Below are 16,590 nucleotides of genomic sequence, written 5' to 3' on the forward strand. Positions count from 1 at the left end.
TTTATGAATTGGCTGAATCGCTTACGTCCTTTCTCATTACGCGCCCGGTTTTTACTGGCGACTGCCGCTATTGTCCTGTTTCTATCGCTCTCCTACGGCATGGTTGCCGTAGTCGGCTATGTGGTGAGTTTCGATAAAAACACCTATCGCGTGATGCGCGGCGAGAGCAACCTGTTCTTCACCCTGGCGCAATGGCAAAACAATAAGCTGACCATTGCCCAGCCAGAGCGGATGACGCTCAATTTCCCGACGCTGGTGTTCATCTACGATGAACACGGCAAGTTGCTGTGGCAGCAGCGTGATGTGCCTGACATCCGCAAAAACATTCGGCGTGAGTGGCTGCTCAAGCCCGATTTTTATGAAATTGACACCACAAATCGCACCAGTCTGGCCGCCATCGGCAACAACTCCGAGGTCAAAGAGCGGTTACATCAACTGGACAGCGACAACAACGACACCTTTACCCACTCGGTCGCCGTCAACCGTTACGATGCCACCACCAACTTACCGGCACTGACCATCGTCGTGGTGGATTCCATCCCCCAGGAACTGCAGCACTCGGATGTGGTGTGGTCATGGTTTAGCTATGTGCTGGCAGCAAACCTGCTGTTAGTGATTCCGCTGCTGTGGCTGGCCGCGCACTGGAGCCTGCGCCCTATTGGTGATTTAACCGCGCAGGTGCGTGAACTGGAAACGGGTCATCGCGAGAATCTGGACGACAATCCACCGCAGGAGTTGCGCAGCCTGGTGCGAAATCTCAACCTGCTGCTGACCAATGAGCGCCAGCGCTACACGCGTTATCGCACCACCCTGTCTGATTTAACGCACAGCCTGAAAACCCCGCTGGCGGTGTTGCAGAGTACCTTGCGCTCCCTGCGCAGCGGCAAGGAGCTCACCGTGGAGCAGGCCGAGCCAGTGATGCTGGAGCAGATTAGCCGTATTTCACAACAAATTGGCTACTACCTGCATCGAGCCAGTATGCAAGCCGATCATAATCCGCTGCAGCGCGATCTGCATTCGGTGTCGGCACTACTGGATAGCCTTTGCTCGGCGCTGAATAAGGTTTATCAGCGCAAAGGGGTCGAAATCACCCTGGATATCTCCCCCGAGTTGACCTTTATCGGCGACCAAAATGACTTTATGGAAGTGCTGGGCAATGTGCTGGATAACGCCTGCAAATACTGCCTGGAATTTATTGAGGTCAGCGCACGACAAACCGACAAGGCACTGCATCTGTTTATTGATGATGACGGCCCCGGCATTCCTGAAAGCAAACGCGATCTGATCTTCGTGCGCGGTCAGCGTGCCGATACGTTACGTCCCGGCCAGGGCCTTGGCTTAGCCGTGGTCCGCGACATCCTCGAACAATACGCCGGTAAGGTGATCGCCAGCACCAGCCCACTAGGCGGTGCCCGCATGGAAGTGATTTTCCAGCGTCAGGAAGTTGAACATCACCGCGAGTAGAAAGGCCTGCGGGCTGTTATACTTGCCTGCATTCATGGCCCTAACCGGAACACTCGTATGGACTATCAGCTCGATATTAACTGGCCCGACTTTATTCAGCGCTACTGGCAAAAACGCCCGGTGGTGCTCAAGCGTGGTTTTAAAAACTTCATTGATCCCATTTCTCCTGATGAGCTGGCGGGTCTGGCGATGGAAAACGAGGTGGACAGCCGCCTGGTGAGCCATAACAACGGCAAATGGCAGGTTAGCCATGGTCCGTTTGAAAGCTATGATCATCTCGGCGAGAGCAACTGGTCGCTGCTGGTGCAGGCGGTAAATCACTGGCATGAACCTTCTGCTGCCCTGATGCGCCCGTTCCGCTTCCTGCCTGACTGGCGCATGGACGATCTGATGATCTCTTTTGCCGTTCCGGGCGGCGGCGTAGGCCCGCACTTCGACCAGTATGATGTGTTTATCATTCAGGGCACCGGCCGTCGTCGCTGGCGCGTAGGCGAAAAAGTGCCGATGAAACAGCACTGCCCGCATCCCGATCTGCTTCAGGTTGAGCCGTTTGATGCCATCATCGATGAAGAGATGGAGCCGGGCGACATTCTGTACATTCCACCAGGATTCCCGCATGAGGGCTATTCGCTTGAAAATGCCATCAATTATTCGGTCGGTTTCCGTGCACCTAACGGTCGTGAATTGATTAGCGGCTTCGCTGATTACATGCTGGCGCACGAATTAGGCAGCTATCGTTTCAGCGATCCGGATGTGCCGTCGCGTGATTGCCCGTCACAGATTTTGCCTTCTGAAGTTGAAGGGATTCGTCAGGTGATGCTGGATGTCATTAATCAGCCAGAACAGTTTAATCAGTGGTTTGGTGAGTTTATCTCACAGACACGTCACGAACTGGATATCGCACCTCCTGAGCCGCCGTATCAGCCTGATGAGATTTACGATGCGCTGCAGCAAGGCGATGCGCTGACACGTCTTGGTGGCCTGCGCGTGTTAACGCTGGGCGATGCGGTGTTTGTGAATGGCGAGCGCGTGGCGTGCAGCCACCCGGAAGTGCTGGCGGCACTGGCACACAATCAGGTGTTAACGCTGGAAGATTTCGGCGATGCGCTGGACGATCCGTCGCTGCTGGCACAGCTTGCGGCGCTGGTGAACAGCGGCTACTGGTTCTTTGGTGAGTAATCTGTTGCGCTAAAATCGCGCCTCTTTATCACGGCGCGATTTGCCACAGATGTTTGCCGCGACAGAGACGCTGTTGACTGCGCTGCCACGTAAGATATTGATAAAAGGCCTGCTTAGCAGGCCTTTTTCATATTATTTCTTCTCTGCTGCCAGCGCAGACAAGCGCACAATCACATCCACCGCCTGCGACATCACATTTAATGACGCGAACTCGTGTTTACCGTGGTAGTTATAGCCGCCGGTGAACAGGTTCGGACACGGCAAACCTTTCCACGATAGCGCAGAACCGTCGGTGCCACCGCGAATCGGTTTCACCACCGGTTCAATCCCGCAATCGCGAATCGCCTGCAGCGCCAGCTCAATAATCTGAGGATGTGGCTCAACTTTCTCACGCATATTGCGGTAGCTGTCGTTAATCTCTACTTTCACTGAGCATTCAGCCTGCAGCCCCTTCCCAACGCGCGCAGCAATCTCTTCCAGCAGCTGTTTACGCTGTTCATAACTGTCGGCGTCGAAATCACGAATCAAATACATTAACTCGGCATGCTCAACCGTGCCTTTGATGGTATGCAGATGGAAAAAGCCTTCATAACCGTCAGTGAACTGCGGTTTCTCTTTGGCTGGCAGCTCGGCGTGGAAACGCATCGCCAGATCCAGCGCGTTCACCATGACGTTTTTCGCACTGCCGGGGTGCACGTTATTGCCGGTGATTTTCACCATCGCGGTTGCTGCATTGAAGTTTTCAAATTCAAATTCGCCGAGATCGCTGCCATCAATGGTGTACGCCCAGTCCGCTGCAAAACCTTCAACATCGAAATGAGAGGTGCCGCGTCCAATCTCTTCATCTGGGGTAAACGCCACACGAATCGCGCCGTGCGGAATATTCTCTTTCACCAGTCGCGCCATCGCCGTCATGATTTCAGCGATACCCGCTTTATCATCTGCGCCCAGCAAGGTTTTGCCATCAGTGGTGATCAGCGTATGGCCAATCAATTTGTGAAGAATCGGGAACATCACCGGCGAGAGGATTTCATCGCCATTGCCCAGCGCAATATCGCCGCCACGGTAGTTTTCGATAATCTGCGGATTGACGTTTTTAGCGGTGAAATCCGGTGACGTATCCATATGCGAGATAAAGCCGATCACCGGGGTCGGCCAGTCAACGTTGGCGGGCAAAGTGCCCATCACGCAGCAGTGATCGCTCAGGGACACATCAACAAATCCCAGTGCAATCAGCTCTTCCTGTAACTGACGCGCCAGCGTCCACTGCCCTTCACTGCTGGGCACCTGACGCGCCTGCGGTTTTGACTGAGTTTCTACGGCCACATAACTGAGAAAACGCTCAAGTAATTGATCCATTTGTCATCCCTCTAAAGAACCTGCGTTATTATCATGGCGCGTGAGGCGCGCCATGTTGCGTCAAATCATTATCCTTCAGGTTAGCGTTCTCAGCGCAAAGTGCTTAACCAGATATCGTCTTACTTATACAGCCCGCGTAGAAAGGTATGCACAAAATCCGGTACCACCTCACTGGCCAAGCCGTACTGGCTTTCCGCGAATTCATTGCCCACCTGACTCGGCTCCAGATTAAGCTCAACGGTATGCGCCCCCTGCAGTTTTGCTTCATGCACAAAGCCGGCGGCGGGATAGACATGCCCGGAGGTGCCAATGGCGATAAACAGATTGGCTTTCTCAATCGCCTGATAAATCTCTTCCATGCCGAGCGGCATTTCTCCAAACCACACCACATGCGGACGGAGTCGGGCCGGGAACTGGCAGCAGGTGCAACGATCGTCCGGCTTAACATCTTCCGTCCAATCCAGCACCTGGCCACTGCTTTCACAGCGCACTTTTAGCAATTCACCGTGCATATGCAACACGCGCTGACTGCCTGCCCGCTCATGGAGATTATCGATGTTCTGCGTCACCAACAGGAAGTTGTCGCCCAGCACCTGTTCCAGTTCGGCCAGCGCTTTGTGCGCGGCATTTGGCTGAATCTCCGGCTGTTGCAACTGACGGCGGCGCGCATTGTAGAATCCTTGCACCAGATCGGGATTACGATGAAATCCTTCTGGTGTGGCAACATCTTCAACCCGATGCTCTTCCCATAATCCGTCGGCAGCGCGGAAGGTTTGAATGCCTGACTCGGCGGAGATGCCAGCGCCGGTCAGTACCACGACGCGCGGTTGCGGGTGCGCAGCCAGTTCAGCTTTGCGATCGCGTTCAAAGATGCGCTGGCGAAAGCGCTGATGCACTTTGCGGCGATTTTTCTTGTCGCGGGCGAGTCGTAGGCGGCGGCGCGGTATGCGCATAAAAGCTCCTTATGCTGCGGTGGTTGTCACCGCATGTCGGGTGTTTGGCTCGGGATAATGGTTCCCGATAATAGCGGCTGCGCATGACGGCTGCATGCCACAGACGCTGAAAATGTGCGCAGCCGCGAAGGCGGCTGCGTTTTTTATCATTACTGCCCGCTCAGCACGCGAGCCGGATCGATTCGACTGGCACGCCGCGCCGGATACCAGCTGGCAATCAGGCTGAGGAGGATGGCGGTCACCAGCACCGAAATCACATCAATCCAGTGCAACTCCGATGGCAGGAAATCAATGAAGTAGATATCCCCCGCCAGCAATTGATGACCGGTAAGATGCTCCAGTCCACGCACGATCGGTGTCAGGTTGAGCGCCACCAGCACACCCACCACGACACCGCTGATGCTGCCGAGCAATCCGGCCAGTAAGCCATACCAGATAAAAATGGCGCGGATCAGGCCATCTTTGGCGCCCAGCGTGCGCAGCACCGCAATATCACTGCTCTTATCTTTCACCGCCATTACCAGCGTCGAGACGATATTAAAACAGGCCACGCCAATGACCAGCACCATCGCCAGATACATAATCGCGCGGATCATCTGGATATCGCGGTACATGTAACCGTAGGTGCCAATCCAGCTCTTAATATAGACATAGGAGTGCGTGGCTTCACCCGCATCGCGCACCAGTTTTTGCGCCTGGAAGGGATCACTCATCTTCAGCGCAATGCCGCTGACGCTGTCACCCATATCAAGATATTTTTGCGCATCCGCCAGCGGCACCAGCGCCAGGCTGTGGTCGAGCATCCCGCTGAGTTGCAGAATGCCTGATACCTGCAGACGAATACGTTTCGGTTGCAGCAGCTTATTTTCACCGTCATTGTTTGGGATCATGATGGTGATCCAATCGCCCTGCTTCACGTTAAGCGATTTCGCAATGCCGCCACCGAGGATGATCTGCTGCTTATTCGCGCCAAACTGCTGCCACGCATCGCCATCGACAAAACTCGGCAAGGCGCTTAGCCGCGATTCCTGTTGCGGATCGACACCCTTCACCTGCAACGCCTGCATCTTCGCGCCGCTCTCAATCAAGCCGGTAAAGTTAATGTAAGGCGCCGCTGCCGCAATACCCGGCACCTTTTCAATCGGTGCGATCATCGGCTGCCAGTTGCGGAAAGGCTGATTCACCGGCTCGATTTCACCGTGCGGTACCACGGCCAGAATGCGCTTGTTCAGCTCGCGTTCAAAACCGTTCATCGCGCTCAGGCCAATAATCAACACGGCAACACCCAGGGCGATGCCGATAGTCGAGATGATGGAGATCAGTGAGACCATGCCACCACGCCGCCGACCGCGACTGAAGCGCAGGCCAAGCAGCAGGGATAATGACGAACCCATCAGATGGCTCCCAGCGTCAGATGCTCGCTCAGCTGACCGTCGCGCATCTCCATCTGGCGATTCAGACGCTTAGCCAGATTCAGATCGTGCGTCACCACCAGAAATGCGGTGCCCTGCTGCTGATTCAGCTCGCCCAGCAGTTTGAAAATCGCATCGGCATTACGCGCGTCCAGGTTACCGGTCGGTTCATCCGCCATCACCAGGCGCGGACGGTTCACCAGCGCACGCGCGATTGCGACACGCTGACGCTCACCGCCCGACAGCTCAGAAGGACGATGCGCAGCGCGTTTTTCCAGTCCGACCGCTGCCAGCATTTCCAGCGCGCCCGAGGCGGCCTCCGCTTTTGCGGTTTTGCCAATCAGCAATGGCATCGCCACGTTCTCCAGTGCCGTGAAGTCTGGCAATAGATGGTGAAACTGGTAGATAAAGCCCAGCTCACGGTTACGCAGCTCGGCTTTGGCAGCAGAGGACATCGCATTCAGTGATTTGCCGTCGAACACCACGTCACCCGAAGTGGGCGCATCGAGCCCGCCGAGCAGATGCAGTAAGGTACTTTTGCCCGAGCCGGAGCTACCAACGATGGCCGTCAGTTCGCCTGGCTGCAGGCTAAAAGCCACATTGCGCAGCACATCGGTCTGCACGCTGCCTTCCTGATAGCGTTTGCACAGGTCACGACACTGCAACAAAGGGGTATTACTCATAACGTAGAGCCTCAGCGGGTTGAACGGCGGCAGCGCGCCATGACGGATAAAGGGTTGAGAGCAGCGCAACGATCATGGAGACCAGCGCAATCGTGACCACCTGCCAGATGTTGATATCGACCGGCAATGCCGCGCCATCCAGGAACAGGCCAATCACTGGCATCAAATTATTCAGCTGGCTGGCGAGCAGCACGCCGAGCAGCGTACCGAGCAAGGTGCCGATAATGCCAGCACTGGCGCCCTGCACCATAAACACCGCGACGATCTGTCGGCGGGTTAAGCCCTGCGTTTGCAGAATCGCCACTTCACCCTGCTTTTCCATGATCAGCAGACCGAGTGAAGTAATGATGTTAAACGCCGCTACCGCGATGATCAGACTCAGCAGCAGCCCCATCATGTTTTTTTCCATGCGTACCGCCTGGAACAGATCGCCTTTGCGCTCGCGCCAGTCTTTCAGCGTCAGGCCATCCGGCAGGTGCTGTTCACTGAAGGCATCCACATTCAGCGGTTTATCCAGCCACAAACGCCAGCCGGTGATGTTACCCAGCGGATAGCGCATCACGCGGGAGGCATCCTGCTGATTCACCAGAATCTGATAGGCATCGACTTCGCTGTTGGCAGCATAGGTGCCTGCGACGGTGAAGATACGCTGGCTCGGCAAGCGGCCCACCGGCGTAAACTGGCTCACCGTCGGCACCATCAGACGCAGTTGGTCGCCACGTTTAACGCCCAACTGAGACGCCAACTGTTCACCGAGAATCACATTGTATTGGCCCGGTTGCAGCACGTTCTGTTGCGTGTTCACAAGATAAGGGGTGAGCGGATCTTGTTCGTCCGGGTTGATACCCAGCATCACGCCCACTGAGACATTGCGCGCGCTTTGCAGCACCACATCAGCGGTCGTCAGCGGGGCCACACGTGTGACGCCCTGCAGTTTGAGGCTCTCCGCCGTCACCTGTTGTGGATTGATGCTGCCTTTGTCGCTGGTGACCAACGCTTGCGGCATCAGGCCGAGGATATTGCCCTCCAGCTCACGCTCGAAGCCGTTCATCACCGACAGTACGGTGACCAGCGCCAGCACGCCCAGCGTGATACCGATGGTGGAAAGCCAGGAGACGAAGCGACCGAAGCGGTCTGAGGCACGTCCACGCATGTAGCGCAAACCGATGAATAACGCGACTGGTTGATACATGAGATCCGTCTTGGCAGTTGCCTGAAAATAAGTAGTGGGATGATAAAGGAGCAGCCCTGTTTATGAAACCTCTAACCCTCTGAGTCTGTGGCAAAGTTGCATCCAAATACGTCGCAATCTGCGTCAATGCATAAAATTGCGACAAAATAATGATACTTATTGTGCGTTTATTAGGCATACCCTGCGGTAGACTTCTCCATGTAGCACAAATTTATGTCCAGCCGGCACCGCAGTATGCCCGTTTAATCAGCACCGCAGTCAGCCCAAAGATTTCGTGCTGTGGCAAGGCGGCAAGCCTGCTAATCCCAAGGAGCTTACATCAGTAAGTGACTGGGGTTAGTAGGCGCAGCCAACGCCGCCACGGTGCGAAAGATGCCGGGCGAAAAGGAGTATACCCATGTTCAGATTTCCGAAGGGCAGTATCGTGAAACACAAATCGGGAGAAATCAGAGGCGAGATCGTCAACGTCTTTGAACAGGGAGATGCGGCAACCGGCTATTACGTGAAGTGGGACGACGGCAACCACAGCTATCATCTGGAAAAAGAGCTGTCCTGGGCTAACGTCGATCGTCCGCGCATGCACTACACACAGCAATCAAGTAAGTGACCGGGGTTCGCAGACGCAGCCAACGCGGCCACAGCGCGAAGTATGAAGGGCGATGAGAAATAGCACCGCGACAGATGATCCTGGGGGCAGATTATGGAATGATGACGCCCTGGAATCCAAGGAGAGAATGTCGAGTCCTTATGTCGGAACAGAGTCGTTATACCCTGCCTGCGAAAGCGGGCGATCATCGTCAGCTCGGCGAACTGATTGGCGCCGCGCAGGCGGTTGAGTGCGCCAGTATCACCGAACGCCACCCGGGTCCGGTGCTGATGATTACGCCGGATATGCAATCTGCCCTGCGTCTGCAGGAGGAGATTCGCCAGTTCACCGATCTGCCGGTCACCAATCTCGCCGACTGGGAAACGCTGCCTTACGACAGCTTCTCGCCGCATCAGGACATTATCTCTGCCCGTCTTTCCACCCTTTATCAACTGCCCAATCTGACGCGCGGCATGCTGATTATGCCGGTCAACACGCTGATGCAGCGCGTCTGTCCGCACAGCTTCCTGCATGGCCATGCGCTGGTGATGAAGCAGGGGCAAAAACTCTCGCGCGATGCGCTGCGTGATCAGCTGGAGCAGGCTGGCTATCGCCATGTCGATCAGGTGATGGAGCACGGCGAGTACGCCACGCGCGGCGCGCTACTGGACCTGTTCCCGATGGGCAGCGATCAGCCCTATCGTATCGACTTCTTTGATGACGAAATTGACAGCCTGCGCCTGTTCGATGTGGACAGCCAGCGCACGCTGGAAGCGGTTGACGCCATCAATTTGCTGCCTGCGCACGAATTTCCCACTGATAAAGCGGCGATTGAGCTGTTCCGCAGCCGCTGGCGCGAGCTATTTGATGTGCGCCGCGAGCCGGAGCATGTCTATCAGCAGGTGAGCAAAGGCACGCTGCCTGCCGGGATCGAATACTGGCAGCCGCTGTTCTTTGAGCAGGAGTTGCCTACCCTGTTCAGCTATCTGCCTGCTAACACGCTGGTACTCAACAGTGGCGATCTGCACGGCAGCGCCGATCGCTTCTGGCAGGATGCTAACGCGCGTTTCGACAATCGCCGCATCGATCCTATGCGCCCGCTGCTGGAGCCTGCAACGTTGTGGCTGCGCCCGGACGCGTTGCTCGGCGAACTGAAAGCCTGGCCACGCATGCAGCTCAGCAGCGAAACGCTGCCAGAAAAAGCCGCCAATACCAATCTCGGCTATCAACCGCTGCCGGAACTGACGGTGCAGGCCCAGGCGAAAGCGCCACTCGATCTGCTGCGTCAGTTCATGGAGCAGTTTGATGGGCAGATCATTTTCTCAGTAGAAAGTGAAGGCCGTCGTGAAAGCCTGCAGGAATTGCTGGCGCGCATCAAACTGCGCCCACAGCCGATTGAACGCTTTGAAGAAGCCGCCAAACAGCCGTACAGTTTAATGATTGGTGCCAGCGAACGCGGCTTTATTGATAGCGCGGGCCATCGCGCGTTGATTTGTGAAAGCGACCTGCTGGGTGAGCGTGTCAGCCGTCGTCGCCAGGATAATCGCCGTACCATCAATCCCGATGTGTTGATCCGCAACCTCGCCGAGCTACATCCCGGCCAGCCGGTGGTGCATCTGGAACACGGTGTGGGCCGTTATATTGGCCTGACTACACTGGAAGCCGGCGGCATTGTCGCGGAATATCTGATGCTCTCCTATGCGGGCGACGCCAAGCTGTACGTGCCGGTTTCATCACTGCACCTGATCAGCCGTTACGCGGGTGGCGCGGATGAGAATGCCCCGCTGCACAAGCTGGGCAGCGATGCCTGGTCACGCGCACGCCAGAAAGCGGCGGAGAAAGTGCGTGATGTGGCGGCCGAACTGCTGGATATCTACGCCCAACGCGCGGCCAAAACCGGCTTCGCCTTTAAGCACGATCGCGATCAGTATCAACTGTTCTGCGAAGGCTTCCCGTTTGAGACTACGCCGGATCAGGGCCAGGCCATTAATGCGGTGCTGAGCGACATGTGCCAGCCGCTGGCAATGGATCGTCTGGTGTGCGGTGACGTAGGCTTTGGTAAAACTGAAGTGGCGATGCGCGCCGCCTTCCTCGCGGTGGAGAATGCCAAACAAATCGCCGTGCTGGTGCCCACCACCCTGCTGGCGCAGCAGCATTACGATAACTTCCGCGACCGTTTCGCCAACTGGCCAGTGCGCATTGAGATGCTGTCACGCTTCCGTAGCGCGAAAGAGCAGAGTCAGGTGCTGGAACAGGCACGTGAAGGCAAAGTGGATATTCTGATAGGCACGCATAAGTTGCTGTCAAACGACCTGAAATGGCACGATCTCGGTCTGTTGATCGTCGATGAAGAGCACCGTTTTGGCGTGCGTCATAAAGAGCGTATTAAAGCGATGCGCGCGGACGTTGATATCCTGACGCTCACTGCTACCCCCATCCCGCGTACGCTGAATATGGCGATGAGCGGCATGCGCGATCTGTCGATCATTGCAACACCGCCAGCCCGCCGTTTAGCAGTGAAAACCTTTGTGCGCGAGTACGACAGCCTGGTGGTGCGTGAAGCGCTGCTGCGTGAAATTTTACGCGGCGGTCAGGTTTACTATCTCTACAACGATGTTGAGAACATCGAAAAAGCCGCACAGCGTCTGGCGGAGCTGGTGCCGGAGGCCCGCATCGCCATCGGCCACGGCCAGATGCGCGAGCGCGAGCTGGAACGGGTGATGAATGATTTCCACCACCAGCGTTTTAACGTGCTGGTGTGTACCACCATCATCGAAACCGGTATTGATGTGCCGAGCGCCAACACCATCATTATTGAGCGTGCTGACCACTTTGGCCTGGCGCAGCTGCATCAGCTGCGTGGCCGCGTCGGTCGCTCACACCATCAGGCCTATGCCTGGCTGTTAACGCCGCATCCAAAAGCCATGACCACTGATGCGCAGAAGCGTCTGGAGGCGATTGCCTCGCTGGAAGACCTGGGCGCGGGCTTTGCGCTGGCGACGCACGATCTTGAGATTCGCGGTGCCGGCGAGCTGCTGGGCGAAGATCAGAGCGGCCAGATGGAAACGATCGGTTTCACGCTGTATATGGAACTGCTGGAAAACGCCGTGGATGCGCTGAAGGCCGGGCGCGAGCCGTCGCTGGAAGATCTCACCAGCAACCAGACCGAAATCGAACTGCGCATGCCTGCGCTGCTGCCGGATGACTTTATCCCGGACGTGAACACGCGTTTGTCACTCTATAAACGCGTTGCCTCAGCCAGTGACGAGCAGGAACTGGCTGAGCTGAAGGTTGAGATGATCGATCGTTTTGGCAAGTTGCCGGATGCGGCGCGCAACCTTCTGGATGTGGCGGCTTTACGTCTGGTGGCGCGAGAACTGGGCGTGCGTAAAATTGAAGCCAGTGAAAAAGGCGGATTCTTCGAGTTCGCGCCGCAGAATCATGTCGATCCCGGTTGGTTGATTGGCCTGCTGCAAAAAGATCCTAAACAGTGGAAGTTGGATGGTCCAACCCGTCTGAGATTCACTCGTGATTTGGAAGAGCGCAAAGTGCGGATGGAGTGGATTCAGGGCTTCATTGCCGAACTGGCGAAGAATCGGATTTAGCGTCCTCAGCCGCATCTCGCCTGGCGAAGCGATACATTGCGCTTCTGCATGCAACATGGTGGCTATCGGGACGCGAGATGAATCTCGCCGCGCCGGTTTACACCATAAAAAAAGCGCCTTACGGCGCTTTTTTCGTTACTGCTGCTGTGACGTGTCTTTGCCCAATCAGGCCTGATTCGAATTCAGGATCAGCTGACCATTACGGTCAAGCGGAATGCGGGTGCCAGGGTCATTTTCCATGCGGATTTTGCCCTGCTGGTCGCCTATTTTATAGGTCACATCATAACCCAGCATTTTTTCCTGTTTGTCATAAACGGTTTTGCAACGCTGCTCGTTGGTGGTGTAGGTATCACGATCCTGCAGTGCCCCCTGCACCTGGTTACCACCGTAACCGCCCGCCAGCGCGCCCGCTACCGTTGCGACATCGCGCCCACGACCGCCACCAAACTGGTGACCGAGCACGCCGCCCGCCACTGCACCCAGTACCGAACCGGCGATGCGGTTCTCATCCTGTACCGGACGACGATGCGTTAACGTCACGTTGCGACACTCCTGTCGCGGTTGTTTAATGCTCTCTTTGATCGGCGTCGCCGAGAGAACTTGTGCATACTGCGGGCCGCGATCAAAGACATCCATGCTGGCGACGGCGGCAACCCCTAACGCTGCTGCCACGCCGATACCGATACCCGCTAACATTGATTTATTCACAGGAATGTCCTCCTGAATGTTGTTACCGCGCATTCCTGCCGCTACGAAATCCTGTGTAGCCGAGGCATAACCGGCGTGCGCGCCGCGCCGTGTTTGTGGATATAAGTTTTACAGATGGTCCGTAATTGCAACATCAGATTAATGGAGGAAACGCAGCGGAAAGCCGTCAGGGCCAGTTTTTCGGAGAGTTCTGAGAGAGGCTGAAATACCGCCGTAACCTTAAACTGAATTGTCGTTTTTCAGCGGGTTACGGCAGGCAGAGCGGCATCGGGCGGCAGAGGACCGCCCGAAAACATTAATGCAACTTGAGGCGAGGACGCAGCACGCGGTTCAGGCTACCGACCAGCATCATCAGGCCGGTTTTGAAGTATCCATGGAGCGCAATCTGGTGCATGCGATATAGAGAAATGTAGACGAAACGCGCAATGCGCCCTTCTACCATCATCGAGCCGCGCATCAGGTTACCCATCAGACTACCCACGGTGGTGAAGCGCGACAGTGATACCAGGGAACCGTGGTCTTTATAGACGTAGGCTTTGAGCGGTTTGCCTTTGCGTTGCGCCAGAATATTTTCCAGCGCGCGTGACGCCATCTGGTGTGCAGACTGCGCGCGCGGTGGCACAAAACCGCCGCCCGGCAGTGCGCAGGAGGCGCAGTCACCAATCGCGTAGATGTCATCATCCAGCGTGGTTTGCAGCGTGTCTTTCACCACCAACTGATTGATACGGTTGGTTTCCAGCCCGCCAATCTCTTTCATAAAGTCCGGCGCTTTAATACCGGCAGCCCACACCATCAAGTCAGCATTAATAAATTCGCCGCCTTTGGTATTGAGCCCCTCTTCTGTTGCGCTGGTCACCATGGTTTGCGTCAGGACGCGTACGCCGAGCTTGGTCAGTTCCTGGTGTGCCGCAGCAGAAATGCGCGGTGGCAATGCTGGCAGAATACGCTCACCGGCTTCCACCAGCGTCACGTTCAGTGCAGAGCTATCAAGGCCTTTGTAGCCATAGCTGTGCAGCTGTTTCACGGCATTGTAGAGTTCTGCTGACAGCTCAACGCCGGTGGCGCCGCCGCCGACAATCGCAATGTTCACTTTTTCCAGGCTACCTTCACTGGCGGAGAAGCGCAGGAACAGGTTAAGCATTTCGTTGTGGAAACGACGAGCCTGATGCGGGTTATCGAGGAAGATGCAGTGATCTTTCACACCCGGAGTGCCGAAGTCATTGGAAGTACTGCCCAGTGCCATCACCAGACGGTCATAAGCCATCTCGCGCTGCGGTACCAGTAATTCACCGTTAGCATCACGGATTTCCGCCAGCTCAATGGTTTTGTTTTCGCGGTTGATTTGCGTCAGCGAACCCAGCTGGAACTGAAAACCGTGATTACGCGCGTGCGCCAGATAACTCAGGGCATCGATCCCTTCGTCCATCGAACCGGTTGCCACTTCATGCAACAATGGCTTCCACAGATGGCTGTGGTTGCGATCGACGAGAATAATCTCGGCTTTCTTGTTCCTGCCCAGCTTGTGACCGAGCTGCGTTGCCAGCTCTAAGCCGCCGGCACCACCGCCAATAATGACGATTTTTTCCATAGATGTAGTCAACAAAGACCCCCTCAAAGTTGTAAACCAATAGTTAATTAATGGTTACTAAAAACCTTAATAAACATAGGGTTGGCGACGTTAAATCGCGAGCTGAGGGCAGAATATCACGGCGCTAACGACATATCATAAGAAAATTGATGTACATCAATCTTTCAAGCGCATTATCAGAATGTTAAACGTTTTGTGCGCCGCATCACACGGCGCGCGGAGGCTCAGGCAAGGGATTTAAAGGCCTTAATGCGGTGTAAATGCGGCGAGATGTTCTTGAATTTATGGCTGGCCTGTTCGTCCCACACGATTTCATAGAAAGGGTGCAGTTGTGCGGCCGTGCGCTGATTATCCAGCGCCTCGTCATGGCGGGACAAAATGGTCAGGCAGCGATCGCGATTCTTTTCACGAAAATCACTGACGCACTTGGTGGCGATATCCAGATACTCTTCCGGACGATCAATCTTGCCTTCCATGTTCTCATACGGGAATAGGTTGGGATTGAAAATCACCTGACGCATACCGCAGAGAAAACCGATACGTTCGGCCCAGTAACCACCCAGCCCTACCCCGCAAATCAAGGGATACGCGTCACCGCCCTGCTGCTGCAATTTATCGCACTCTTTCAGCAGAAACTGCATGTCATGTTTGGGGTGCTGCGTGCTGTAACTGATGAGTCTGACGTCCGGGTCAATAAACTGCAGTTGCAGCACTTTTTCGTGGTTGCCCGGACTATTGGAATCAAAACCGTGCAGATAGATGATCATGATTATCCTCAGCGTGGAATGAAATCCGGGCAGCGACGCTTATCTGCCCGACGCTTTATGCTCCAGCCAGCGCTCCTGTAATGCGCTCAGCTGATGATGATTCTGCTTCCAGCGTTCACTGGATTGCAGCGCTTCTCGGGTATAACGCCCCTGATGGTATAATTGCGTGACACGCTCCGCCTGGATCGGCGTCAAGTTATCCAGCACACTCACCGCTCCGGCGCGCTGATTGCACACCAGGATCATGTCGCAGCCCGCATTGAGCGACTGCTGAGCGCGCTCAGCATAACTGCCCATTACCGCAGCACCTTCCATCGACAGATCGTCGGAGAAAATCACCCCGTTAAAACCGAGTTCTTTACGCAGCACGGTTTGCAGCCAATAAGGTGAGCCGCTGGCAGGTAATGTATCGATCTCAGTATAGATAACGTGCGCCGGCATCACGGCATCCAGCAGTTGCTCATCAATCAACTGCTTAAAGATCGCCATATCATGCTGGCGCAGCGTGGCGGCATCGCGCGGATCGCGCGGGGTCTCTTTGTGTGAATCAGCACTCACCGCACCGTGGCCGGGGAAATGCTTGCCAGTGGTTTTCATGCCGGCTTCGTGCATGCCGTTGATAAAACGGCGAGCAATTTGCAATGCAATCGCGGGATCTTCATGGAAGGAACGGTCGCCAATCGCCGCGCTGATGTGGCCAATATCCAGCACTGGCGCAAAGCTGATGTCGATATCCATCGCGATCATTTCCGCTGCCATCTGCCAGCCCGCCTGCTGGGCGACTTCACCCGCCGTGGCGATATCATGCAGGGCGGCAAAAGATTGCATCGCGGGGAGTGTGGTAAAGCCTTCACGGAAGCGCTGCACCCGTCCGCCTTCCTGATCCACGGCGACCACTAAACGATTACGCGAAGCAGCGCGAATCTGGCGTACCAGTTCCGCCAGCTGATCCACATCGTGAAAGTTGCGGGCAAACAGAATCAGTCCGCCCACCAGCGGATGCTTCAGAATCTCGCGCTCTTCGGCGTCGAGTTCGTAGCTTTCAACATCCAGCATTAATGGGCCGGGGGTATTCATGGTCATGGTTACAATCC

The 16,590-nt window shown here is 55.7% G+C and carries 13 protein-coding genes; 4 read left to right on the forward strand and 9 right to left on the reverse strand.

Going from position 1 to position 16,590, the window contains the following annotated elements; translation table 11 throughout:
• The first annotated feature begins 3 nt into the window (after positions 1–3).
• Entirely contained in the window at positions 4–1,464 is a 1,461-nt protein-coding gene (gene phoQ / locus WFP70_RS09035) for a two-component system sensor histidine kinase PhoQ (protein WP_058962308.1), read from the forward strand.
• Between the two features lie 57 nt (positions 1,465–1,521).
• Complete coding sequence (locus WFP70_RS09040; protein WP_337023221.1) at positions 1,522–2,643, forward strand: ribosomal protein uL16 3-hydroxylase; 1,122 nt, start codon at positions 1,522–1,524, stop codon at positions 2,641–2,643.
• Between the two features lie 132 nt (positions 2,644–2,775).
• Here the strand turns inward: WFP70_RS09040 and pepT are convergent, their stop codons facing one another.
• The 5 genes from pepT to lolC all read right to left on the reverse strand — a co-directional run bounded on the left by pepT (position 2,776) and on the right by lolC (position 8,242).
• Positions 2,776–4,002, reverse strand: a complete 1,227-nt coding sequence (pepT, locus tag WFP70_RS09045) for a peptidase T (protein WP_034822041.1) — start codon at positions 4,000–4,002, stop codon at positions 2,776–2,778.
• A gap of 119 nt (positions 4,003–4,121) precedes the next feature.
• On the reverse strand, positions 4,122–4,955 hold the full coding sequence (cobB, locus tag WFP70_RS09050) for a Sir2 family NAD+-dependent deacetylase (protein WP_034822045.1): 834 nt from the start codon (positions 4,953–4,955) through the stop codon (positions 4,122–4,124).
• A gap of 149 nt (positions 4,956–5,104) precedes the next feature.
• Positions 5,105–6,349: a lipoprotein-releasing ABC transporter permease subunit LolE gene (lolE, locus tag WFP70_RS09055; protein WP_337023220.1), complete on the reverse strand. Its 1,245-nt coding sequence runs from the start codon at positions 6,347–6,349 to the stop codon at positions 5,105–5,107.
• Positions 6,349–7,050, reverse strand: a complete 702-nt coding sequence (gene lolD, locus WFP70_RS09060) for a lipoprotein-releasing ABC transporter ATP-binding protein LolD (RefSeq protein WP_337023219.1) — start codon at positions 7,048–7,050, stop codon at positions 6,349–6,351. The genes lolE and lolD overlap by 1 nt, the downstream gene beginning before the upstream one ends.
• A complete protein-coding gene (lolC, locus tag WFP70_RS09065; RefSeq protein WP_160832500.1) occupies positions 7,043–8,242 on the reverse strand; it encodes a lipoprotein-releasing ABC transporter permease subunit LolC in 1,200 nt (399 codons plus the stop codon). Before lolC ends, lolD begins: the two co-directional genes overlap by 8 nt.
• Positions 8,243–8,639: 397 nt before the next feature.
• On the opposite strand from lolC, the gene WFP70_RS09070 reads away from it, so the two are divergent.
• Positions 8,640–8,849 (forward strand): hypothetical protein, encoded by a 210-nt coding sequence (locus tag WFP70_RS09070; protein WP_034822057.1) that lies wholly within the window; start codon positions 8,640–8,642, stop codon positions 8,847–8,849.
• Positions 8,850–8,989: 140 nt separating this feature from the next.
• Positions 8,990–12,433, forward strand: coding sequence for a transcription-repair coupling factor (mfd, locus tag WFP70_RS09075; RefSeq protein WP_337023218.1), 3,444 nt, complete (start codon positions 8,990–8,992; stop codon positions 12,431–12,433).
• A 165-nt stretch (positions 12,434–12,598) separates the two neighbouring features.
• On the opposite strand, the gene WFP70_RS09080 is transcribed toward mfd, so the two are convergent.
• From WFP70_RS09080 to nagZ, 4 genes are all read right to left on the reverse strand, one after another.
• The gene (locus tag WFP70_RS09080; RefSeq protein WP_034822117.1) at positions 12,599–13,141 is read right to left on the reverse strand and encodes a glycine zipper 2TM domain-containing protein; all 543 of its coding nucleotides are present in this window, start codon (positions 13,139–13,141) and stop codon (positions 12,599–12,601) included.
• A gap of 295 nt (positions 13,142–13,436) precedes the next feature.
• Positions 13,437–14,741, reverse strand: a complete 1,305-nt coding sequence (locus WFP70_RS09085) for an NAD(P)/FAD-dependent oxidoreductase (RefSeq protein WP_034822063.1) — start codon at positions 14,739–14,741, stop codon at positions 13,437–13,439.
• Between the two features lie 212 nt (positions 14,742–14,953).
• Entirely contained in the window at positions 14,954–15,496 is a 543-nt protein-coding gene (gene ycfP / locus WFP70_RS09090; RefSeq protein ID WP_034822066.1) for an alpha/beta hydrolase YcfP, read from the reverse strand.
• A gap of 39 nt (positions 15,497–15,535) precedes the next feature.
• Complete coding sequence (nagZ, locus tag WFP70_RS09095) at positions 15,536–16,579, reverse strand: beta-N-acetylhexosaminidase (protein ID WP_337023217.1); 1,044 nt, start codon at positions 16,577–16,579, stop codon at positions 15,536–15,538.
• Positions 16,580–16,590 lie beyond the last annotated feature (11 nt).

Origin of the sequence: Pantoea sp. USMM079 (assembly GCF_037153115.1) — a bacterium.
In the GTDB taxonomy this organism is placed as follows: domain Bacteria; phylum Pseudomonadota; class Gammaproteobacteria; order Enterobacterales; family Enterobacteriaceae; genus Pantoea; species Pantoea communis.